20 protein-coding genes and 1 tRNA gene are annotated in these 22,098 nt (G+C 59.0%); 10 read left to right on the top strand and 11 right to left on the bottom strand.

From position 1 onward, the window contains the following. Window positions 1-2: 2 nt before the first annotated feature. Window positions 3-515 carry a CopD family protein gene (locus tag ADN01_RS09525; RefSeq protein ID WP_062418291.1) on the top strand — a complete coding sequence of 171 codons (513 nt, stop codon included), beginning with the start codon at window positions 3-5 and terminating at the stop codon, window positions 513-515. Between the two features lie 73 nt (window positions 516-588). Here the strand turns inward: ADN01_RS09525 and rimO are convergent, their stop codons facing one another. From rimO to rplI, 3 genes are all read right to left on the bottom strand, one after another. After that, window positions 589-1,938, bottom strand: a complete 1,350-nt coding sequence (gene rimO, locus ADN01_RS09520; protein WP_062418292.1) for a 30S ribosomal protein S12 methylthiotransferase RimO — start codon at window positions 1,936-1,938, stop codon at window positions 589-591. Between the two features lie 12 nt (window positions 1,939-1,950). Next, complete coding sequence (locus ADN01_RS09515; protein WP_075071098.1) at window positions 1,951-3,498, bottom strand: helix-turn-helix domain-containing protein; 1,548 nt, start codon at window positions 3,496-3,498, stop codon at window positions 1,951-1,953. A gap of 81 nt (window positions 3,499-3,579) precedes the next feature. Then, window positions 3,580-4,095 (bottom strand): 50S ribosomal protein L9, encoded by a 516-nt coding sequence (gene rplI / locus ADN01_RS09510; protein ID WP_062418294.1) that lies wholly within the window; start codon window positions 4,093-4,095, stop codon window positions 3,580-3,582. 142 nt (window positions 4,096-4,237) lie between these two features. Between rplI and ADN01_RS09505 the strand changes: the two genes are divergently transcribed. After that, complete coding sequence (locus ADN01_RS09505) at window positions 4,238-5,230, top strand: LysM peptidoglycan-binding domain-containing protein (RefSeq protein ID WP_082142776.1); 993 nt, start codon at window positions 4,238-4,240, stop codon at window positions 5,228-5,230. 17 nt (window positions 5,231-5,247) lie between these two features. On the opposite strand, the gene ADN01_RS09500 is transcribed toward ADN01_RS09505, so the two are convergent. Genes ADN01_RS09500 through ADN01_RS09490 form a run of 3 tightly spaced genes read right to left on the bottom strand, consistent with a single transcriptional unit; the run spans window position 5,248 to window position 7,999 of the window. Next, window positions 5,248-6,387, bottom strand: coding sequence for a DUF1786 domain-containing protein (locus ADN01_RS09500; protein WP_062418296.1), 1,140 nt, complete (start codon window positions 6,385-6,387; stop codon window positions 5,248-5,250). 41 nt (window positions 6,388-6,428) lie between these two features. Further along, on the bottom strand, window positions 6,429-6,779 hold the full coding sequence (locus ADN01_RS09495; protein ID WP_062418297.1) for a P-II family nitrogen regulator: 351 nt from the start codon (window positions 6,777-6,779) through the stop codon (window positions 6,429-6,431). Continuing rightward, on the bottom strand, window positions 6,776-7,999 hold the full coding sequence (locus ADN01_RS09490; protein WP_062418298.1) for a cation:proton antiporter: 1,224 nt from the start codon (window positions 7,997-7,999) through the stop codon (window positions 6,776-6,778). The genes ADN01_RS09495 and ADN01_RS09490 overlap by 4 nt, the downstream gene beginning before the upstream one ends. 124 nt (window positions 8,000-8,123) lie before the next feature. Here ADN01_RS09490 and ADN01_RS09485 point away from each other — a divergent pair, with 124 nt between their 5' ends. The 8 genes from ADN01_RS09485 to mreB all read left to right on the top strand — a co-directional run bounded on the left by ADN01_RS09485 (window position 8,124) and on the right by mreB (window position 17,020). Beyond that, window positions 8,124-9,773 (top strand): acyl-CoA mutase large subunit family protein, encoded by a 1,650-nt coding sequence (locus ADN01_RS09485; protein ID WP_062418299.1) that lies wholly within the window; start codon window positions 8,124-8,126, stop codon window positions 9,771-9,773. Window positions 9,774-9,794: 21 nt separating this feature from the next. After that, on the top strand, window positions 9,795-10,199 hold the full coding sequence (gene mce, locus ADN01_RS09480; RefSeq protein ID WP_062418300.1) for a methylmalonyl-CoA epimerase: 405 nt from the start codon (window positions 9,795-9,797) through the stop codon (window positions 10,197-10,199). A 230-nt stretch (window positions 10,200-10,429) separates the two neighbouring features. Next, window positions 10,430-11,500, top strand: coding sequence for a M42 family metallopeptidase (locus tag ADN01_RS09475; RefSeq protein ID WP_062418301.1), 1,071 nt, complete (start codon window positions 10,430-10,432; stop codon window positions 11,498-11,500). Window positions 11,501-11,536: 36 nt separating this feature from the next. After that, on the top strand, window positions 11,537-13,204 hold the full coding sequence (atpA, locus tag ADN01_RS09470) for a F0F1 ATP synthase subunit alpha (protein ID WP_062418302.1): 1,668 nt from the start codon (window positions 11,537-11,539) through the stop codon (window positions 13,202-13,204). An 18-nt stretch (window positions 13,205-13,222) separates the two neighbouring features. Beyond that, window positions 13,223-14,119, top strand: a complete 897-nt coding sequence (gene atpG, locus ADN01_RS09465) for an ATP synthase F1 subunit gamma (RefSeq protein ID WP_075071097.1) — start codon at window positions 13,223-13,225, stop codon at window positions 14,117-14,119. A 46-nt stretch (window positions 14,120-14,165) separates the two neighbouring features. Then, on the top strand, window positions 14,166-15,557 hold the full coding sequence (gene atpD, locus ADN01_RS09460) for a F0F1 ATP synthase subunit beta (RefSeq protein ID WP_062418304.1): 1,392 nt from the start codon (window positions 14,166-14,168) through the stop codon (window positions 15,555-15,557). Window positions 15,558-15,568: 11 nt separating this feature from the next. Then, window positions 15,569-15,991: an ATP synthase F1 subunit epsilon gene (atpC, locus tag ADN01_RS09455; protein WP_062418305.1), complete on the top strand. Its 423-nt coding sequence runs from the start codon at window positions 15,569-15,571 to the stop codon at window positions 15,989-15,991. A gap of 21 nt (window positions 15,992-16,012) precedes the next feature. Continuing rightward, entirely contained in the window at window positions 16,013-17,020 is a 1,008-nt protein-coding gene (gene mreB / locus ADN01_RS09450; RefSeq protein ID WP_062418306.1) for a rod shape-determining protein, read from the top strand. Window positions 17,021-17,092: 72 nt separating this feature from the next. Here mreB and ADN01_RS09445 read toward each other — a convergent pair whose 3' ends face one another. The 5 genes from ADN01_RS09445 to ADN01_RS09425 all read right to left on the bottom strand — a co-directional run bounded on the left by ADN01_RS09445 (window position 17,093) and on the right by ADN01_RS09425 (window position 22,081). Beyond that, window positions 17,093-17,716 (bottom strand): redox-sensing transcriptional repressor Rex, encoded by a 624-nt coding sequence (locus ADN01_RS09445; protein WP_062418307.1) that lies wholly within the window; start codon window positions 17,714-17,716, stop codon window positions 17,093-17,095. An 88-nt stretch (window positions 17,717-17,804) separates the two neighbouring features. Next, window positions 17,805-19,814, bottom strand: a complete 2,010-nt coding sequence (locus ADN01_RS09440) for a hypothetical protein (protein WP_147239043.1) — start codon at window positions 19,812-19,814, stop codon at window positions 17,805-17,807. A gap of 284 nt (window positions 19,815-20,098) precedes the next feature. Beyond that, the gene (locus ADN01_RS09435; protein WP_062418309.1) at window positions 20,099-20,806 is read right to left on the bottom strand and encodes a zinc metallopeptidase; all 708 of its coding nucleotides are present in this window, start codon (window positions 20,804-20,806) and stop codon (window positions 20,099-20,101) included. Between the two features lie 152 nt (window positions 20,807-20,958). Further along, a tRNA-Arg gene (locus ADN01_RS09430) sits at window positions 20,959-21,033 on the bottom strand. A 58-nt stretch (window positions 21,034-21,091) separates the two neighbouring features. Beyond that, on the bottom strand, window positions 21,092-22,081 hold the full coding sequence (locus ADN01_RS09425) for a PrsW family intramembrane metalloprotease (protein ID WP_062418310.1): 990 nt from the start codon (window positions 22,079-22,081) through the stop codon (window positions 21,092-21,094). Window positions 22,082-22,098 lie beyond the last annotated feature (17 nt).

Below are 22,098 nucleotides of genomic sequence, written 5' to 3'. Positions count from 1 at the left end.
CAATGAATTCACCCACCTGGGCCATGACGGCCGCATACAGCCTGCACCTGTTTGCCACCGTCGCCTGGGTGGGTGCATTAATTTCTGTGGCGGTGATCTTTATCCCCGTGGGGCGTAAACGCCTCAGCTCGGAAACTTATGCGGCCTTCTTTGATGGAATCGTGCCGCGCGTGCAGCAAATTGGCTGGCTGAGCCTGTTTGTGTTGATCGGCACGGGCATGTTTCAGATGAGCGCTGCCCCGCAGTACGAAGGCTTCTTAGCGATTGGCAGCCCGTGGGCTACCGCCATTCTGCTGAAACATGTGGTCATTGGTGGAATGGTGGGTGTGGGTGTGTACCAGACCTGGTTTATGTACCCGGCGCTGCGGCGAACTGCGCTGCTGCGGGCGGCGGGAAAAAGCGTGAGTGAGAAGGATTACCAGCGTCTTTTGGCGAGGGAAAACCGCCTGATGGCGGCAAACTTGATCCTGGCGGCACTGGTCTTAATCTTCACGGCTTGGGCCAGAGTGTCCTGAGCGATCTTCCGTAAAATGAACAGCCGCCCGACGATAGCCATCCGGCGGCTGTTTTGATTCTGGGTGGTGACGATCAGCGTGGGCGGCTGGTGCTGATGAATTCCGCAGTGAGATCGTGGGTGAGGGCGCCTGTGATCCTGACCGGCAGAATCTGTCCCACGGGGGCTTCACCGGTGGCGAAAACCAGCCCGTCAATTTCCGGTGCATCGCGGTAGGTACGCCCGATGGAGATGCCGTCCTGGGCGCCTTCGATGAGCATATCCAGGGTGCGTCCCACGAGAGCCTGGTTGCGGGCAAGGGAAATGCCCTCTTGTAGGGTCATCAGGCGCTGCAGACGGTCTTGTTTGACTTCTTCGGGGACAGTATCGCCCAGGGGTTCGGAGGCTGTGCCAGCTTCCATAAAGAAGGGGAAGGCGCCAATATGGTCAAAGTGAACCTCTTTGACAAAATCCAGCAAGGCTTGAAACTCGGCTTCGGTCTCGCCGGGGTAGCCGACGATAAAGGTGGTGCGCAAAGCCGCATCGGGCATGGCGGTACGGATTTTGGCCAGGGTGGAATGCACCCATTCCATATTGGCCGGGCGGCGCATACGGCGCAAGGTGTCGGGGTGGGCATGCTGGAGGGGCATATCCAGATAGTGCAGCACCTGGGGCTGCGAGGCCATGACCTCGATCAGCCGGTCAGTGACGTAGCCGGGGTAGGTGTATAAAATGCGCAGCCAGGGGATGCGTGGGGCGCTCTGGGTGATGCGCAGCAGCAGATCGGACAGCCCGTCTCGAAGGCCCAGATCGTGACCGTAATCGGAGGTGTCCTGAGCGATGAGGATGATCTCCTGTAAGCCCATGTCCTGTAAGATGCGAACCTCATCCAGGATAACTTCCGGCGGCCGGGACACAGCGGTGCCTTTGATGGCAGGTATGGCGCAAAAGGCACAGGGCCGACGGCAGCCGTCGGCGATTTTCAGGTAGCTGCTGCCGCCCTGAATGGCCGCGCGCAGCACACCGCGTTCATCTTTGCCGACTGTGGGAGCATCGGGCAAGTGATAGAGGACGGCGGGCGGTTTTTCGGCACGCAGGGTGTGAATCACATCCACGATGTCCATCCAGCGGCGCGTGCCGAGAATGCCGTCCACCCCGGGGACTTCCTGGGCCACGCGGTCGCGGTAGCGTTCGGTGAGGCAGCCAGTGGCGATGAGCAGCTGTCCGGGGCGCTTACGGTGGGCCAGCCCCTGAAGGGTTTCCAGCGATTCCTGGATGGCGGGCTTGAGAAACCCACAGGTGTTCACAATGAGGATGCTGGCTTTGCTGGGCTGGTCCACGCCGCGGTAACCCGCATCTTCCAGCAGGGCGGCCATGGATTCGGAATCCACGGTGTTTTTGGCGCAGCCGAGGGAGACCAAATAAAAATTTTTGGCGTTTTTCATAGCAAGGTACCTTTAAGGGATGAAGGGAGTCACCGTGGCCGTGGGAACGGTCGGCGAAGGCTCCAGGGTGGCCGTGGGCGGCAGGGTGGGGGTGGGGGTGAAGGTGAAGGCGGGGGTGGGGGTGAGCACACCTTCGGCGCTGAAGATCAGACGCACCACCTCGCCGCTGTCACCCAGGGTGCCGAGATCGTTTTGATTATAAAAGACCTGGATGGCAGAGGCATCTCCGCTGATCAGTTCCAATTTTTCTTTGGCTGAAAAGGGGTAGGCATTACCCGGGGCGACGCGCCCGTTGAAGCGTATGCGGTTATCGGAGATGACGCGGACAAAGGCGCGCTGGCGGGCGACGATGTACACCTGCAGGGGGAGATCGTCCAGGACGGGCAGTGTGGGGGTAGTGAGTTCCAGGTCGGCCTGGGCGGTTGGGATGACAGCGTTACCTTCACCCGCCAAAACGGACGGGGGAGCTACGGTGAGGGTGAGCGCCTCGGTCATATCGGGGGTCAGCGAGGGAGTGGCCGTGAAGAGGAGCACATCCCCCACGCCTGGGAGGGCAGTGCGGGCGCGCTCACTGGAGCGGGCGGTGATGTTGGCTGTGGTCCAGATGGCCAGAGAGAGTAGGATGAGAATGACAGCGCCGCCGATGAATACATCGGGGGTCAGGAATCGGCGCCAGCCCGGAGCCTGAGCAGCGCGAGGGCGGGGTTTGGCCGTGGGGAGGGCGGTGCGGGCGGCGAATTCCTCGCGGCGAACCTGGAGGCCTTCGGCGAACTGGTTAAGGAGTTTTTCTGAATCCAGCCCGAGGAAATGGGCGTAATTATTGAGCATGCCGCGGCCCTGCACCGGGGAGGGCAGAGAAGATAGGTCGCCGTTTTCCAGGGCTTCTAAGAAGTGCAGGCGCACATGGGTGAAGCGTTCAGCGTCGGCGAGAGAGAGAGACAATTTTTCACGCTGGAGTCGCAGCGACTGTCCGATGGATTGGAAGACTTCGGCGGAAGAACCCTGGGGGATGGCCGGTACGGAAGCAGCGGGGGAGTCAGGCTGCGGAGTGGAGGCGGGCTGCTTGGCGGGTTCAACCGGTGGGGTGGGAACAGAAGGCTGCTGCTGCGGCCGGCGCGGCAGGGTGATTTTGGGGAGGGCGATCTTTTGGGGAAGGCGGCTGCGCAAGGACTGTACTCGCGCGGCCAGGGCAGTAAGCAGCGCAGGCCTGGGCTGCGGGCTGGTGGTTTCGCTGGGGATTGGCGTTTCTTCAGTAGGCGCGGGGGCGGCAGAAGTGGCCTCCGGCGCGATGGGTGCGGGCGCAGCAGGCTCAGTGGGTTGTGGCGGCTGAGATTGAATCTCCATTTCCTGGAGCAGGGGCTGAACCGGAATGCCCAGGAAACCCGCATACAGGCGCAGAAAGCCTTTGCCCTGCACCTGGGAAGGCAGGTCTTCCCAGCGGTCTTCTTCCAAAGCCCGGAGGTAGGCTGGGGCGATGCGCGTATCTTCAAAGACCTGCTCCAATGACAGTCCTTTGGATTGCCGCATCTGGCGAAGCTTTTCACCCACGGAGTTGTTCATGCTCAATGCGCCTAAGATTGAAAACCGGCCGGCCAGCTCTCGCTGACCTGGCCGGTATGATCCATGACGAGCGGAAAGAAATTATTCCGCGCTTTCCTCTGCGGCCGGGGCCTCGACCTTTTCGGCGACGGGCTCATCGAACTGAACCGTTTCGCCTTCGCGGTGAACGACGATTTTGATCTCAGGAATGACATCAATCGTCAGGCGGACGCGGGCTTTGTGATCACCCAGGGCGCGGATGGGTTCCATTTCCACCTGGCGGCGGTCAATGGTGACGCCCAGGCGGGTGGAGAGGGCATCCGCAACCATCTGGCCGGTGATCGAGCCGTAGAGTTTGCCGGTTTCGCCCGCTTTGCCGGGGAAGGCCAGCGTGATGCGTTTGACCTGTTCGGCCAGGCCGCTCATTTCGTTGTTGAGCTGCGCGCGGCGAACGGAGGCCTGAGCACGGATCTGTTCGACCTGTTTGACGGCGCCCGGCGTAGCGAGCACAGCCAAACCCTGGGGGATGAGGAAGTTGCGGCCGTAGCCGTCCGCGACCTTTTTAATGTCGCCCGCGTGTCCCAGTTTGTACACATCTTTGATCAGTAAGACTTTCATTTCAAGCCCTTTCAAAATTGGATTTTCGCCAGGTATGAAGGGTACAACATGCCCAGCGGATGGATTTTACCAGAGGTGGGCACAGGCGTCAACTTCGAAAATGACAGGTTGAAAGGCAAAGTGGGCGTTGTATAATCGAAGCATGCGAAAAATGGCCGCGGCGATGTTTTTGGCTGTGCTTCTGTGGGCAAACCTGGTGCAGGTGGGGCGCGCGCAGACCGAAGAACCCGCGCCGGAGGTGACCGCTCAGGATTTGATCACCGCGGTGAACACCATCCGCGTGGGGTTGGGTCTGCCTGCGCTGGTGGTGCACCCAATCTTGATGCAGGTGGCGCAGGATACGGCTACGACGATGGCTTTGAATGAAATGACCGGCCACATTGGCGGGGTGAAAGACCGCGTTTGGGCGGCGGGGTATGGGGTGATGGACACGCCCTGGGCGACCGAAAATTTTGCGATGGGACCGGCCAGCATTGACGACATTCTGATGATGTGGTCTGACGAACTGCATATGAAGCCGATGGCCGACGCCCGATATTATCATATCGGCGCGGGGGTGGCGGAATACAACGGCACGGTGTATTACATTGTAATCGCCGCCTATACCGACCGCCACCCAGGGCCGGCCTATACCCCTGGAACGGCTGTGCCGGCCCGCTCTGGAACCCCCGCGGCAGCCGACCTGGCCTCACAATACATCTTTGCGGTGGTGACGGCGACCCCACAGGATAACGGCAAGCTGGTGCACACCGTGCGGCAGGGGCAGTCGCTGTGGGCGATTGCGATGGCTTATGGGGTCAAGATCCAGGCGATTTTGGATGCCAACGGGTTATCGGCGGATTCTCCGACCATTTATACGGGGCAGAAGCTGCTGATCCCGCTCCTATTGCCCAGCGCGACCCCGCAGCCCAAGGAGACCGCCACTGCGGCCGCGCCGAGGGTGACAACGGTGGTGCGCACCCCCACGCCGCCGCCGGCCCCGACGCTGGCTGCGGCGGCGAACGATGAGGGCAGCCCGCCGGATGAGGCCAAAGAAAAAAGCCCTCAGACGACCATTTTGTACGTGATCGAGGGCTTTGTGGTGTTGGGGGTGGTGCTGATTGGCTGGGGAGTGGCCACGCGGCGGCGCAGATAAGACTCCGACGGCGTGGGTCAGTCGGATTCCCAGGGTGGGGCAGACTGGGTACTGGAAAGGGCGGTGAGAATTTCCTCACGCCAGTTGGGAACGTGATCTGCCAGTGCTCCCAACAGACCAAAGCAGCCTGCGATCATCATATCACCAAAGGGGACGGCAAAATGGGGACGAAGAGGGGAGCCCGCCAGCATGGAACGGCGGGGGCCCGTGACGGTGAGCTGAACATCGGGCGCGGCAAGATCGAAGGGGATATGGTGGGTAAGCAACGCCCCGTGGCCGTGGTCATCGAAGACCTGGGCATGGGTGAGCGTTCCGGCAGCCAGGGCGGTGAGGTAGTTTTCCAGAGATGCGCGGTCGAGCAGGCCGGTGTGGTGTTCGAAAAGACCTTCAATTTTCTCGGCGCTGATTTGAAATGCGATGGTGTGGAAATTACCCAGGTTGACCACCATCTGGCGATTGGTTTTGGCAGCCTGGGGGTCGTATAAAGCACCCATGACGGCGGCGGGGGCGGTGTCCATGAGGAAAACAGGGCCGTCAAATCCCTGGGCAGCCTCGGCCACGGCCTGCAGGCGGGTCATATCGGCGGGAATTTGCTGAGCGGGAAAGGCAAAGGTGCTCAGGCGGCGGCTGCGCTGCACCTGGCGGGCGAGGTAATCAAAACGGAACTGGCGGTCTGATACCTCCGGCGGCGCGTTGCCGTGATCAAACACGGCCGCGGCCAACCCGTCGATTTCGGACAGGGACAGCCCAAAGCCGCTGAGGGTGCGCTCCAGGAGGGGGAGGTCGAGGTCGGTCAGGGGGATACGGAGGACGGATGCGGGCAATCGGAGGGCTTCATCCTCGCTGACCACTTGAATGCCTGCGGCTTGAACCGCCGTCAAGTCATCGTTGAGGGTGCGCGCGGCGCTGGGGGTGGCATAAATGGGCAAACCCGCTTTGGCGTGGTCTTCGGCAGCCCAGGCGCAAGGCCCGCCGCCCATGATGCGGCCGGTGAGCAGGACAGCGCGTTTTTGGCGGGTGGCCTGTTGGATCCGGCGGCGAACGATCATGGTGGGGGCGGGCAAGACAAGCTTGAAGCCGTTTTCAGGCGAAACCCGGCTGTTGAATAAATAAATGTCTTGTGTTCCCGTCCCGATATCAAGCGTGAGAAGTTTCATAGAGGAATCAGCTCAAAATCCCAGATGAGCGTAGAGACGACTCAGTTGATTTTGTTTAAGCCGTACACGCGCGCCAGGGGGATGACAGCCAGGATGCCGGTGTTAGGTTCGTTGAGATTGCCGACCACTTTTTGAGTGGCTTCCACCAGGCGGTCAATGGTGCGCTCGTCGTCGCAGATGGTGAAAAGGGTGCGGCTCAGTTTTTCCAGGTGGATTTCCATGTCGTCCAGGCTGGGGATGAGGGGCAAATCTTCAAACAGGGCATACTGGCGCAGACGACCCAGACCGGTGGAGGGAAGCACGGTGATGCCTTTCACCCCGGCCTCTTCCCAGGCGGTGAGTAGGTCGTCCAACGCTTCGGGATCGTTCAGAACAAAGAGAACCATGTTCATGGGGTTTTCTCCTGAGAGGGTTCAAGCGGAGTTGTTTTCTTGGGTGAGTTAAATGAGGCGCGGAGCATGGGCGGGGTGACCAGGGTGGTGATGAGCACCATGCCGACCACAGCAGAGAAGATCTGCGGGGTGATGTATTGATTGGTCAGGCCTACCTGGGCAACAATCAGGCCGACTTCGCCGCGGGAGACCATGCCGATACCCAATTGGAGGGATTCGCGCCAGGAAAATCGGCCGATACGCGCGCCAATGCCAGCTCCGATGATTTTGCCGAGGATGCCCACCGCAGAGATGAGCAGAAGCAGACCGATGATATCCAGCTCGATATTGTGCAGGTCGACATTGAGACCGATGGTGACAAAGAAGATGGGCACGAAGAAACTGTAAGAGAGGGCGCGGATGCCGCTTTCCACCTCGTTTTTGGCGGAGGTGCGCCCAAACATGAGCCCGGCGATGAAGGTGCCGGTGATGGCCGCCATTTCGCCGATCAGTTCGGCGGCCAGGCCGTAGGTGAAAAGGATGACGATGGAAAGGGTGACCACACCAAAGCTGATGGGCATGCGGCTAATCTTTCGGACGATGCGCGGCAGGAGATAGAGGCCAAAGGCAACGGAGAGGCCCAGGAAGAGGAGCATGCGCAGGAAGACGGTGAGGATATCGGCTGCGCCGCCGTGACCGCTGGCCAGGGCCAGGAAACCGGACAGCAGTAAGATGACGAGAACATCATCAAAAACGGCCGCCCCCAAAAGGCCGAGACCCACACGGCTGCGCAGCATTTTGAGTTCAATGAGGGTTTGGGCAGAGATGCTCACGCTCGTGGCGCCCAGGGTGAGGCCCAGGAACAGCGCATGGCTGGAGGGCATATCCATAAGAGAACCGATCAGCCAACCCAATCCAACCGGAACCAAAACACCCAAGATTCCTGCATAGGCTGACACGCGGGAATTTTTGGTGAGATCGGAGATGTTCAGTTCTAAACCGGCCAGGAACATGAGCAGTAAGACGCCGATCTCGCCCATTTCGAGGACGACTTCTTGAAGGTGGGTATCGGTAATGAAACCCAGATGGGTTAAGTCGATTAATGACGGGCCTAAGATTAAACCGATCAGTAATTCACCCAATACGGAAGGTTGTCCCAGGCGGGTGGAGAGGTATCCCGCGACTTTCGCCATGAACAAGATGATGACGAGGACAAAAGCCAGTTGAAGAAAAGGCGTCATGCGGTTTGTCCTTCTGCAATATCAGGAAATTTGTCTTAGTTTACCATAAATAAGTTCACTATCTTGTGAGGGGGGTTAGGGTATACTTTAATTCTGTATTGAATCATGCGATCGAGGGAAACCAATGAATCTTGATGCTGAGCTAAAACGATGGGAAGAGCAGGTTTTAGGCCCCGTCATTAAGCGCTTTCCGGAGCGAAAGCCGCAATTTACCACCCCAGCTGGGATTCCGCTGCCCGCGGTGAAAACGCCTGCGGAGGGTGATTACCTGGAGAAATTGGGCTTTCCGGGGGAATATCCGTTTACGCGGGGTATCCAGCCGACCATGTATCGCGGACGGTTCTGGACGATGCGACAGTACGCGGGATACGCTTCGGCCGAGGAATCCAATAAACGCTACCGCTTTCTACTGGAACAAGGGCAAACTGGACTGTCAGTGGCCTTTGATCTACCGACTCAAATTGGTTATGACGCGGATGAGGCGATTGCTGCGGGTGAGGTGGGCAAGGTGGGCGTTTCGATCTCCTCGCTGGAGGATATGGAAACCCTCTTCCGCGACATCCCACTGGATAAGGTCTCGACCAGCATGACCATCAACGCTCCGGCGTCGGTGCTGCTGGCGATGTATATCGCGGCGGCCAAGCGCAACGGGGTGGAAGCCAATAAGCTGCGCGGGACGATTCAAAATGACATTTTGAAAGAATATGTGGCGCGCGGGACGTATATCTTCCCGCCGAAGCCCTCGATGCGCCTGATCACGGATATTTTCCAATTCTGCCAGACGGACGTGCCGCATTGGAATACGATCAGCATTTCGGGCTATCACATCCGCGAGGCAGGCTCGACGGCGGTGCAGGAAGTGGCCTTTACCCTGGCGAATGCGATTGCGTACGCTGAAGCGGCCCTGGCAGCGGGTCTGAAGGTGGATGACTTCGCTTCGCAGCTTTCATTTTTCTTCAACGCGCATAACAACTTCCTGGAAGAAGTGGCGAAGTTCCGCGCGGCGCGGCGGTTATGGGCGGAGATCATGAAAGAGCGCTTCAAAGCGCAAGATCCCAAGTCTATGATGCTGCGTTTCCACACACAGACGGCTGGGTCCACGCTGACCGCGCAGCAGCCAGAGAACAATGTAGTGCGCGTAGCCATTCAGGCGCTGGCAGCCGTGGCGGGCGGGACGCAGTCGCTGCATACTAACAGTATGGATGAAGCTTTATGGCTGCCCACGGAGAAATCCGTTCGGGTGGCGCTGCGCACGCAGCAGATCATCGCCTACGAATCGGGCATTGCGGATACGATTGACCCGCTGGCAGGGTCGTACCTGGTGGAATACCTGACGGATGAGATCGAGCGGCAGGCCAAAGCCTATATTACACGCATTGACGAAATGGGCGGGGCATTGGCTTCGATTGAAAAAGGCTACATGCAGTCCGAAATTCAAGACGCCGCCTACCGCTATCAGCGCGCTGTGGAATCCAAAGATCAAATGGTGGTGGGCGTGAATAACTTCCAGGTAGAAGAGAGCCTGGAATTGGAAAAACTGAGCGTTGACCCCAGTATTGAGATGAACCAACGGCAGCGGCTGGCGGCTTTGCGGGCGCGCCGCGACAACCAAAAGGTGAGCGAGCTGCTGACCCGCCTGGAAAGCGCCGCGCACGGCAGCGACAATTTGATGCCGCTGATGGTGGAATGTGTTGAAAACTACATCACCCTGGGCGAAATTTGCGGCTTGCTGCGCAAGGTTTGGGGCGAATACCAATCACCGGCCTGGGTGTAGGACCCTGTTGAGGAGAGTGAAATGGCTAAGGTTTGCAAAATTAATCATGTAGCGATCGCTGTGCCGGATATTGACGGCGCCTTAGGCTTTTGGCGGGACGGTTTGGGACTTGAAGTGCATCATGTAGAAGAGGTGCCCAGCCAAAAAGCTGTGGTGGCCTTTATCCCGGTGGGTGAAAGCGAAGTGGAACTGGTGAAGCCGACTGCGGACGATACGGGCACAGCGAAATTCCTGGCCGAACGCGGGCCGGGGATGCACCACCTGTGCCTGGAAGTGGACGATATTGATGCGATGCTGGTTGAACTGAAGGCCAAGGGCGTGCGGCTGATCAACGAGACTGCACTGGAGCTGCCGGGCCGTAAGATGGCTTTTATTCACCCCAAGGCTGCGGGGGGTGTGCTGGTGGAGTTGTACCAGCTGACATAAAGATTATCGAACTGGATGAGGCCGCTCTGCGGCCTCATCTTCTTTAATTCTTCTTTAATTCTTGCGCTTTCTTATACCCCCCTGGAATGGGCAATCCGTGAACTGTTCAACTGGACAAGTACGAGCGTTTCAGGTATGATTTGATTTTGTGATAGGGTTTGCGCCAGTGCAATGGGTGACGATAAAGCGCAAGCCTTTCGACCACGCCATTGGCACTCGATGGAGAGGATATGGATCAGGTTCCCGCGTTACTCAAAGAATTGACAGAAGCTTCTGGAATATCTGGATATGAAGGTCCGGTGCGCGAGGTCGTGCGCCGGTATTTTGCACCTTATGGCGAACTGCTCCAGGACAAAATCGGCAGTTTGATTGTGAAGGCGACTGGCAGCGCAGAGAATCCGCGGGTGATGGTCGCCGGCCACATGGATGAAATTGGCTTCATGGTCAAACACATCAACAAGAACGGCTTTATCTACTTCTTACCGTTGGGCGGGTGGTTTGATCAGGTTTTGCTGGGGCAGCGGGTGGTGATTTTGACCTCCAAAGGCCCGGTGGTGGGGGTGATTGGGGTGAAGCCGCCGCACATGCTGAGTGCGGAAGAACGCAGCAAGGTGGTGGCGAAGAAAGACATGTACATTGACATCGGCGCGACCAGCCAAGAGGAAGTGGAAGCGGCGGGCGTGCGTATGGGCGACCCGATTGTACCGCGGGCGGATTTTGTGGAACTGGCCAACGGTAAGACCTACCTCTCGAAGGCCTTTGACGACCGCGTGGGTGTGGCGCTGATCATCTCGGCGTTGGAGGCCCTGAAAGGGGAGACCCACCCGAATACGATCTACGGCGCGGCCACTGTGATGGAAGAGGTCGGTGTGCGCGGGGCGACCACCAGCGTGGAAATTGCGCAGCCAGATGTGGCGATTATCCTTGAATCGGATATTGCTGGGGACGTACCTGGGGTAAAACCGGAAGAATCCAGCGTGATGATGGGCAAAGGCCCCTCGCTTTTGATGTACGATGCGCGTATGATCCCGAACTTGAAACTGCGTGATCTGGTGATGGAGACGGCCAAAGAAATTGGCGTGCCGCTGCAAACCTCTACGATTGAAGGTGGGGCGACGGACGGCTCTGTGATCCATCTGTACAAAACGGGTGTGCCGACGGTGGTTTTGGGTGTGCCCTGCCGCCACATTCATTCGCACAGCTCGATTTTGCACCGCGACGATTACGATGCGGCGGTGAAGCTCTTGGCGGCGCTGCTGAAGCGCCTGGATGCGGCCACGGTGGCCGGGTTGACTCAATAATTGTGCGTTCGATCCCCCTTGTGACCAGGAGGCTCAATGTCCGACCAGTTTTTTAAGAACATTACCGCAGATTTGCAGAAGAAAATTGAAGGTTTCCAGCCGCAGTTTGAAGCCCGCGATGTGGGCACGGTGCTGGAAGCAGGCGATGGGATCGCAATGGTAGAAGGTCTGACCGGCGTCCGCTCCCAGGAACTGGTTGAATTTGCCAACGGGGTGATCGGTGTGGCGTTCAACCTGGAACAGCACCGGGTAGGCATCATCATTCTGGGTGAGTATTCTGAAATTCACGAGGGGATGATGGTCCGCACCACGGGGCGCATCGCCTCGGTGCCGGTGGGTCAGGGACTGGTGGGGCGGGTGATTAACCCCCTGGGTCAGCCGATTGACGGCAAAGGCCCGCTGAGTTTTACCGGATACCGCCCGATTGAACGCATTGCGCCGGGAGTTGTGGCCCGGCAAGATGTGGACACCCCGGTGCAGACCGGGATCAAAGCAATTGATTCGATGATCCCGATTGGCCGCGGCCAGCGCGAATTGATCATTGGCGACCGGCAGACGGGCAAGACGGCCATCGCGATTGACACCATCATCAACCAGAAGGGCAAAGACCTGATCTGCATCTATGTGGCTATCGGGCAGAAGAAGGCGGCCGTGGCGCGGACAGTGGCGCTTTTGGAGCGCTTTGGCGCGATGGAGCACACCATTGTGGTGATGGCAGCGGCGGATGATGCGGCAGCGCTGCAATATATCGCTCCCTATTCGGGCTGTGCGATTGGCGAAGACTTCATGGAGCGCGGTCAAGACGCGCTGGTGGTGTACGACGATCTTTCCAAGCACGCATGGGCTTACCGCCAGGTTTCCTTGCTGCTGCGGCGGCCGCCGGGACGCGAGGCCTTCCCGGGGGATGTGTTCTACCTGCATTCCCGCTTGCTGGAACGGGCAGCTCGCATGGCTGTGCATTATGTGATTGTGCCCAAGACGTTGGATAAGGCCAAAGCGGCCCTGTCAGACAGCGTGAACGGCGTGGAATATAAGGGCGTGCGCGGACAGCATGAAGCTGAAGAGACGCTGAAGACGATGGACAACGCGGATGCGTATAAGGCTGTGCCGCTGGAAGGCACGGGCGGGTCGCTGACGGCGCTGCCGATCATTGAAACCCTGTTGGGCGACGTTTCGGCTTATGTGCCCACGAACGTGATTTCCATCACAGACGGGCAGATTTATCTGGAAAACAGCTTGTTCAACGCCGGCATCCGCCCCGCGGTGAACGTGGGTATTTCGGTGTCGCGCGTGGGCGGCTCGGCCCAGATCAAAGCCATGCGGCAGGTAGCGGCCAGTCTTCGCCTGGATATGGCTAACTACCGCTCGCTGGCAGCCTTTGCGCAGTTTGGCTCGGAGCTGGACAAGACCACGCAAGGCCAGTTGAACCGCGGTCAGCGGCTGCAGGAGCTGTTGAAACAGCCGCAATATGAGCCTATGTCGGTGGAACACCAGGTGATCGGGCTTTTTGCGGGGACGAACGGCTTTGCGGATCAGGTGCCGGTGGAGCGCATTCGCGCCTGGGAGCTGGATCTGCTGCGCTTTATGGAAACCAACCACCCCGAGTTGGGGCGGGATATTGCCCAGAAGAAGCAGATCACGGCGGAAACCAAAGAAAAATTGATGGAAGCGCTGCGAACCTTCAACATGACCTGGCAGGCTTAGGCGCTGGAGGACTGATCCATGCCTTCCACTCGAGAAATGCGGCTTCGTATTCGGAGCGTTAAGAACATTGCCCAGGTGACGCGCGCGTTGGAAGCGGTGAGCGCCAGCAAAGTGCGGCGGGCAACCCAGGCGGTAACGGCGACCAAGCCATACGCCGAAAAAGCCTGGAAAGTGCTGGTGCACCTGGCGCGGCAGCCTGGACATAATGCGCTGCATCCGCTGCTGAAAGAACGGGATGAAGTGAAGCGGGTGCTGGTGTTAATGGTGAGCGGCGACCGCGGGTTGGCGGGTGCGTATAATGTCAATATTTTGCGTTACACGCTGGACGCCTTCAAGGATTTCAAGCAGCCGGTGTCGTTTGTGGTGGTGGGGCGTAAAGGCCGCGACTTGCTCCTGCGGCGGCGGCTGAATGTGGTCGCAGAATTCAGCGATTTGCCCTCGCCGCCCAGCTTTTTGGATGTTTCACAGGTGGGCCGCTTGCTGGTGGATGATTTTCTGCGCGGCGAGTACGACCAGGTGTATTTGTGCTACACCAATTTTGTGACCATGCTGCGTCAGGAACCGGTGATCCAAAAATTGCTGCCGCTGGAGGTGGAATTTGTGGCGGACGGCAAGCATGATAAAATGGGCACCCACAGAACCCACTCTGTGTTCACCTATGAGCCGGATCAAAATGAAATCCTGAATCAAATTGTGCCGCGCTTTACCGCCTTGCAGGTGTACCAGGCGATTCTTTCGTCGCAAGCCAGCGAGCATGCTGCTCGCATGGTGGCGATGCGAAATGCGACTGACAGCGCGCTGGATTTGATTGATTCCTTACAGCTGGACTACAATAAGGCGCGCCAGCAGGCGATCACGAACGATATCCTGGATATCAGCGGCGGCGCAGAAGCCCTGGCCCAATCGGGCGCATAAGGGGTCATGTCGCAGGGTTTGAAGCGAAATTAATTGGAGGAAGCAAATGGAAGCAACTACCGGGCGCGTTGTACAAATCCAGGGCAGCGTAGTTGATGTGGAATTTGGGGAGGGCAGCCTCCCAGAAATTTATGAAGCGGTAGAGGTAGAAGCCCCGGAAGGGACTCTGGTTTTGGAGGTGGAGCGCCACCTGGGCCGGAACATGGCGCGGTGCGTGGCGATGGATTCCACCGACGGTTTGCTGCGCGGTTTGCCAGCTCACCGCACCGGGAAGCCGATTCAGGTGCCGGTGGGACCCGAGACCCTGGGCCGGATTTTCAACATTTTGGGACAACCCGTAGACGGTCATGGGCCCATTCAAAGCGCGATGCGCTACCCCATTCACCAGCCTGCACCTTCGTTTGACCAACAGGCGACTCGGGTGGAAGTGTTTGAAACCGGCTTGAAGGTGGTGGATTTAATTGCCCCGTTCACCAAAGGCGGCAAAACCGGCATTTTTGGCGGCGCGGGTGTGGGCAAGACGGTGATCATTCAAGAGCTGATCCGCTCGATCGCGACGGTACACAAAGGCAAATCTGTGTTCGCGGGGGTGGGCGAGCGCACTCGTGAGGGCACGCAGCTGTACCGTGAAATGCTGGAATCGGGCGTGATGAAAGACACGGTGATGGTGTTCGGACAGATGAACGAACCTGCGGGCGTGCGTCTGCGCGTGGCGCTGACGGCGCTTTCGATGGCGGAATATTTCCGCGATCAGGGCATGGACGTGCTGCTGTTCATTGATAACATCTTCCGCTTCACCATGTCGGGTTCGGAAGTGTCGGCGCTGTTGGGGCGTATGCCTTCGGCGGTGGGCTACCAGCCGACCCTGGCGACCGAGATGGGTGAACTGCAGGAGCGCATCACCAGCACGCGCACCGGCTCGATCACATCCATGCAGGCTGTGTACGTGCCTGCTGACGACTATTCCGACCCGGCGCCGGTGGCTACCTTCACCCACCTGGATGCAACCATCGCCTTGGAACGCTCGATTGCCGAGAAATCCATTTATCCGGCGGTAGATCCGCTGGCCTCAACTTCGCGTATTTTGGACCCCAATATCGTGGGTGAGGAACATTACCGCACCGCACGCGATGTGCAGCGGGTTTTGCAGCGCTACAAAGATTTGCAGGACATCATCTCGATTCTGGGTATTGACGAATTGAGCGAAGATGACAAGCTGATCGTGGCGCGCGCCCGCAAGATCGAGCGCTACTTCTCGCAGCCGATGTTTGTGGCCGAGCAGTTCACGGGCCGGGAAGGGCGCTATGTGCCCCTGCGCGAGACGGTGCGCGGTTTCCGTGAGATTTTGGATGGAAAGCACGACGATCTCCCCGAACAAGCCTTCTACATGGCCGGGGCAATCGATGAGGTGGTGGAGCGGGCCAAGGAAATGGCCTAAGGAGACTGAGGATGCCCATCCGCTGTGAAATTGTCTCTCAGGATCGGGTGGTGTACACGGACGACGTGGATATCGTCGTTCTGCCCGGCGCGGGGGGTGTGATGGGTGTTTTGCCCAACCACTCACCGGTGCTGACCACCTTGCAGTTTGGGATTATCACGGTTCGCAAGAAGGGTGAAGAGCAGTTCTTCACCGTGGCGGGCGGCGTGGCTGAGGTGCAGCCAGATCAGGTGACGGTTTTGGCAGACGCCGCCGAAAATGTGGAAGAAATTGATACTCAGCGAGCGGAAGCAGCGCGGAAACGAGCGGAGGAACTGCTGCAAAAGGGTGTTGGGCCGGATACCGACCAATACCTGGCGATTCAGGCGGCGCTGCGGCGTTCGAACCTGCGCATTGATGCGGCGCAGCGGCTGCGGCGCTCGCGGCGATCCTAACTTTTAGACACTTGGAGCAGTATGCCTGTCTTTTCTAGAGAATTTGGGGTAGATCTGGGGACCCTCAACGCTGTGGTGGCTGAGGGGAACCAGATTTTAATCCAGGTACCGTCCGTGGTTGCGATCATCCCTGAAGAGCGGAAAATGGTCGAATGGGGACAGGCGGCAAAGGATATGATGGGGCGGGTGCCGGATAATATTCAGGTGCTGCGCCCATTGCAAAACGGCGTGATTGCTGACTATGAGGTGACCGAGGCACTGCTGCGGGTGATGTTGGAGCGGGTTTCGGGGATGACCTTGTTCTTCCGTCCCCGGATCATGCTGACAGTTCCTTACGGGATCACCTCGGTGGAAACGCGCGCGGTGCATGAGGCCGGATTGGGGGCTGGCAGCCGCGAAGTGTATCTGATTCAAGCCCCGTTGGCGGCAGCGTTGGGCGTGGATTTGCCCATCTCGACCCCGACTGGCAACATGATCATCTGTTTAGGCGGGGGAACCGCCCAGGCGGGCGTGTTGGCGATGAATAACATTGTCACCGCTGAAACCAGCCGGGCGGGCGGGCTGCGCATGGACGAAGCCATCATCAGCTATGTGCGTAAGAAATTTGGCGTGATCATCGGTCAGCCGACCGCGGAGCAGGTGAAACTGCGCATCGGTGCGGCCGTGCCTCAGGAGCAGGTGCAGAGCGTTGAGGTCCAGGGGCAAGATCAGGTGACTGGACTGCCGCGGCCGATTTCGCTGACCACGGACGACGTGGTGGATGCGCTGCAGGAGCCTTTGGCCGAGGTAGTGAACACGGCGCGGCGGGTGCTGGAAAAAACTCCGCCGGAACTGATTTCTGATATCATTGACCGCGGCGTGGCGCTGTGCGGCGGCGGGGCTTTGATGCGCGGTATTGACAAATATCTGACCAAGGCGCTGGGCATTCCGGCGTATCTGGTGGATAACCCCAATACCTGCACCGCAGAAGGGGCCGCGCGGGCGATTGGCATGCGCGAGGCGCTGCGGCGCAGCCTGGTGATGGTATAATCCACCATAAGAAGAATGAGAAAGACCGGAGGATTGGTTTATCTCCGGTCTTTTTGTTTAAAGGGTAAAAGCTTATTCCAGATAATAAGTCATGTGCTGCAGGCTGATGATGGGGTCAATGTATTCGACTTGGACGTGTTTGGGAAGGCTGAGCACCAGGGGGGCGTAATTGAGGATGGCGGTTACGCCAGCTTTGACCAGGTCTTCGGCAACTTGCTGAGCGAAGGCGGCGGGCACGGTGAGCATGGCGATCTTGACCTGGGCCTCCTGGATGCGGGCAGGCATGTTCTGAATGTTCTCTACGATCAAACCGTTGATCGAGGTTCCGATCTTCTCTGGATCGTTGTCAAAAGCCATAGACACGCAGAAGCCGCGATTCGAAAAGCCTTGATAGCGGATGATGGCGTGGCCAAGGTCTCCGACGCCCACCAGGGCGATATCCCAATCATGTTTGAGCTTTAGAATGTCTTCGAGACGGTCAATCAAAAAGGGGACGGAATACCCGGTGCCTTGTTTGCCGAATTCGCCGAACTGGGAGAGGTCTTTGCGAATCTGGGCGGCGGAGATGCCCAAAATGTCTCCCAGTTCTTTGGAGGAGGTGGTTTGGACGGCGCGTTTTTGAAGGCGTTGGAGAGCCTGGAGGTAGCGGGGTAAACGTCCAACGACAATATCTGGGATGATGAGTTTTCGGTTCATGCGCATCCTCCAAAGGCAGAGTAGGAAGAAAGATTGATAATCTGTACCAATATTACCAGATTGTACCGAAACACACAAAGAAATCAAGTTATTGGTAATAAAAAAGGTCCGTGAATGGGCTTGAAGGGGCGAGGTGGAGCTCCAAAATTTGCGTGTAGCCAATATCTAGCACGGCCAGCGGGAAGGGCAGGTAGTGACCGGGGGGATTCTCGCGGCTGGGGTCTTCCGGCTGAGAGAGGTAAGCGGCGGAATCGCAGCTGGTGGAAAACGACCACTGCGCGGTGGAACGGGTGAGGGTGAAGGCCTGGGTGGGTGAGACGATCCAACTCAAGGATGTTGCTTGGGCTTGAAAAGGTGAGGCTGAGTGCATACAGGCGGATGGGGCGAGCCGGAGGGGGAAGCGAGTCAGACCGTCGCCAGCACGGCGCAGGGTGAAAACCACCTCAGTTCCGTTTAAGGAGACGGTCAGCTGGCGGCCAGAGGGAGCGGTCAGGGCGAGGGTGTTGGGGGAAAGGGAAGGGGTGTAAACCTCCAGCGGCTCGTCAGGGTGGAAGAAAGCCCCTGGAATTTCGCGCGAGTCGGCCAATGGGCCGATGGAATATTTCCAATCCAGCGGGTCAGAATTGCCGACGGCGAACTGGGAAGGCAGGGCAATCACCGGCTGCGGGCGGCCGCCGTCTGAAAACACGGCGGTGACCAGACGAGCGCCCAGGGGATCCAGAATCAACAGCCAATGGGCGTTGGAGAGGACACATTCGGCCTGGCCGTCGAGGTCTAAGTCTTGGACGCAGTCCTGATGGCTGACGGGTGCTTCGGCCCATTGCGCGGCGTAAAGCAGAAAGCGCAGGTTAGGCAGGTAATTGGCCTGCAGGCGCTGGCGGAGATAGGAGGCTGCGGGTTGGGCAGCCTGCTGAAAAGCCTGCCAGGCGGCGTCTGTGAGGGCGTTGGCGGGCAGGGACTGAAGCTGGGAGGCAATGGAGGGCTGCAGGGCGGCGTAAGCGGAGTTTGCGGGCAGGAACTGGCCGGTCTCTGAGGTGGGACGCAGCGCAAAAGGACGCGGTGTGCACAGCAAATCGGGGCAGAGGCTGGCAGGGGCAGAAACTGGAGAAAACGCGGTGAGATCTTGGATGGAGAGTATCTTTACCCAGGGCAGGCTGGCAAGATAGGCCAGATCGGCGGAATCGGCGTCTGCCCAGGCGGTGGAGGCGAGAGAACCGCCCGCGACCACACCGTCATAGGGGTCTGGGGAGCGGGCCGAGAGGAGCAGGCGGTGCAGCAAGGAGGCATCAACGCCCAGAGCGGTCGATTTGGAAGCATAGGGGTGGGCGGGAAGGGGAATCAGGCGCTGGGAACCGCGGCGCACCACCAAACGGGTAGCCCCCGGCAGGTAGGCAAAAGCTGTGTCGTATTCACCCGAAAGCAGAGGTGAAAAGGCAGCGTTGCCAAGAGGCAGGCCATAAGTTTCGGTCAGTTTGCGAGATTGGACCAGAGCATATGCGGCGGCATAGGGCGCGGTCTTGCTGCCGTCGGCTAAATCCAGCAAGCCAGCCTGCTGCAGAGCGGCCAGGTTGGGGATTTGGCCCAAGAAATCGAGAGCCTGGAGGTTTTGAGGGGTTTTGAGGTCCAGGAGGGTCAGCGGCACCTGGGCGGCGGCGGCGTTTGACAAGAGGTGCTTCAGCCCGTGGCGGGTGCCGTTGGGGCCGGTGTGGGCTCCATCCCAGGAGCGCAGCAGGGCGGCGGGGGTGCGCGCGTCGAGGGTGTCCCAAAAGGCGAGCAGCAGAGGAGCCTGGGCTGGGGCCGGATCGGAAAGGGAGAGTCGATCGGTGACTTCGGCTCTTGAACCGCTTTCAGAGGGAATCCAATGCAGTTGGAGGCGAAGCCGCGCTGGATCCGCAGAGATCGGAAACTCCCAGGATACGGCTCCAGAGAGAGACGGGGTTTGCGGGGGTGCAAGCTGGGTGGGCGTGCCGACCGAACGCAGAACAGGCGGTTGGTCAGCGGTCAGGGTCAAAATCTGGGCTGAATCCCAATCCTGGCTGGAAAAACCGGCGGGCAGATCGACAGGAGAGACAAGGTGGGAGCCGGGACGCTCATCCACAAGGAGGACGAGCTGACCCGCGGGCAGGGGCCGGGAAGGCGGGAGCAGAAAATCGGCGCGGAGCTGAACAGCATCCGGGATGGCACGGGCGGAAAATGCGGCTAGCTGGCAAGGAGGCGCGGCGGGACAAGGGTTGAGCCAGCGCACATTTTGCGCCTGCCAGGGGTCGGCGGGTGAAAAAAGAACTGGCTTTGCGGGTCGGCAGGCACCCAGCGCCGTGACCAGCAAAGCCAGAAGTGCGGCAAGACACAGACGTGAACGCAGGCTTGCCCCTGAATACACGTTTATTCCCGATCGCGGCCCATGAGCAAAAAGGCGTAATACAGCAGGGTGGACACCGCTTGAATGGCGGCGGCGACGTAGGTGAGGGCGGCGGCATCCAGAACGGCGTTAATGCCCTTGGATTCCTGCTGGTAGATCACACCTGAGGTGGTAAGCCAGGCCTTGGCGCGGCGGGTGGCGTCGAACTCCACCGGCAGGGTGATGAAGGCAAAGAGGGCGGTGGCGGCGAAGAGCAGCAGCCCGGCCCAAGCGATCTGCGTGCCGATGGTGCCGGCCAGGAAGAGGCCGACCATGAAGATGATGGGACCCACCCAACTGCCAATTTGCACAGCAGGGACCATAGCGGTGCGGAAGCGCAGGGGAACGTAATTTTCCGCGTCCTGAATGGCGTGGCCGGCCTCGTGGGCGGCGATGCCCGCGGCGGCCAGGCTGGGGCTGCCGTACACGTTGGGGGACAGGCGCAGAACTTTGTGCGCGGGGTCGTAATGGTCGCTGAGGAAGCCAGAGACCTGCTCTACCCGCACGGAGCGCAAACCGCTGGAATCCAACATGCGGCGGGCAACTTCGGCGCCGGTGAGGCCCACATAGCTGCGCTGGCGCGAATAGCGGTCAAACGCACCTTTGACTTTGAACTGGGCCCAAAAGCCGAGCAGCAAAGCTGGAAGGCTGAAAAGAAGGTATAACCCATACCCACCCAAAAAGCTGAACATAGATCCTCGCTTGATCTCCTGTGTTTTACGGTTAAAGGTTATGTGACATCTTTGTACATCGGTTCTATTTTATCTGGAAATGATTAAAAACAGTTTAAAGCTGTACAAGAATCATATAAAAAACGCCCCCGATTGGGAGCGTTTTGGGTTTGTGGCGCGCCCGCCGAGACTCGAACTCGGGCTTCTGCCTCCGGAGGGCAACGTGATGTCCACTTCACTACGGGCGCAACAGTACTATTTTACCATAGCGGAAAGGATACGCAAAGGTTAAGCGTCGAGCGAAAATCAGGCGGCGGCGGTGGGCGAGAGGGACTGCATCTCGGTGCGCAGGCGGTCGATGATCCGTTGATTGCCTTGCTCATCACCCAATTTGGCCAACTGGTGTTTCTTGTGGGCCAGTTCGCCGCACAGGCGATAAAAGCGGCGCGTGGCCGTGTAGCGGCCGTTGAAGAGGGCGTTCATATGGGCAGCGGTGCGGCTCCAAGGCGAGCAGGCCGTCTGGTATTGGGGGGCGGTGAGGACGCCAAGAGCAATCTCTTCTTGTAAGTGCTGAACCAGCAGTCGTTTTTCGGCGTAGACGCGGTAGAGCACGAAAGCGAACATGAGCGCCCAACCCAGCCAATCGAGCAGGCTGCCAAAGACGAACCCGCCCAGGCCAGGGACGACGCTGGCGATGAGGTTGTGCACGGAATGGGTGAAAGCGGCGGCGGTGAGGCCCGCCAGGGGGGCCAGGATCTTGACGGTGGAGGATTTGCTGAGGCGCGCTGCAGCCAGGCCAATGCCGGTGAAGGAGGTGTAAAAAGGGTGCTGCCAGCCGACAATTAGAACGCGGATGATGACCAGCGCAAAAATGCCGCTCCAGCCGTCCTGCTGGTAACCGTAATTGTAGATGTAAAAAGCGTTTTCGGTGGCGGCAAAACCCAGCGCTGTGACGGCGGCATAGATGAGGCCGTCCAGGATGGAGTCAAATTCGTTGCGGAAGACCAGAAAAACCAGAAGGACAGCCAACCCCTTAAAGATTTCTTCGATGATGGGGGCGGCCAGGGTGGAACTGGTGATCTCCGCGGCCATCTCGGAGCCAGTGAGCAGGTATACACCCACACCAACCGAGGTGTTGAGCACAAAAGAAAGCCCAGCGGCCACCAGCGCGCCCCAGGTGAAGGCCGCGCCCAGCAAAATCTTCGGTTCTTTTTCGTACCGGTCGAGCCAGTAGACAAAGACAGCAAAGAGGAGCATGGGCACAAAACCGAAGAAGATGGATACCAGGAGGGCCACAGCGATCTCCGCAGGGG

It is taken from the genome of Levilinea saccharolytica (genome assembly GCF_001306035.1).
Taxonomy (GTDB): domain Bacteria; phylum Chloroflexota; class Anaerolineae; order Anaerolineales; family Anaerolineaceae; genus Levilinea; species Levilinea saccharolytica.
This window is presented reverse-complemented; position numbering and strand designations above follow the sequence as displayed.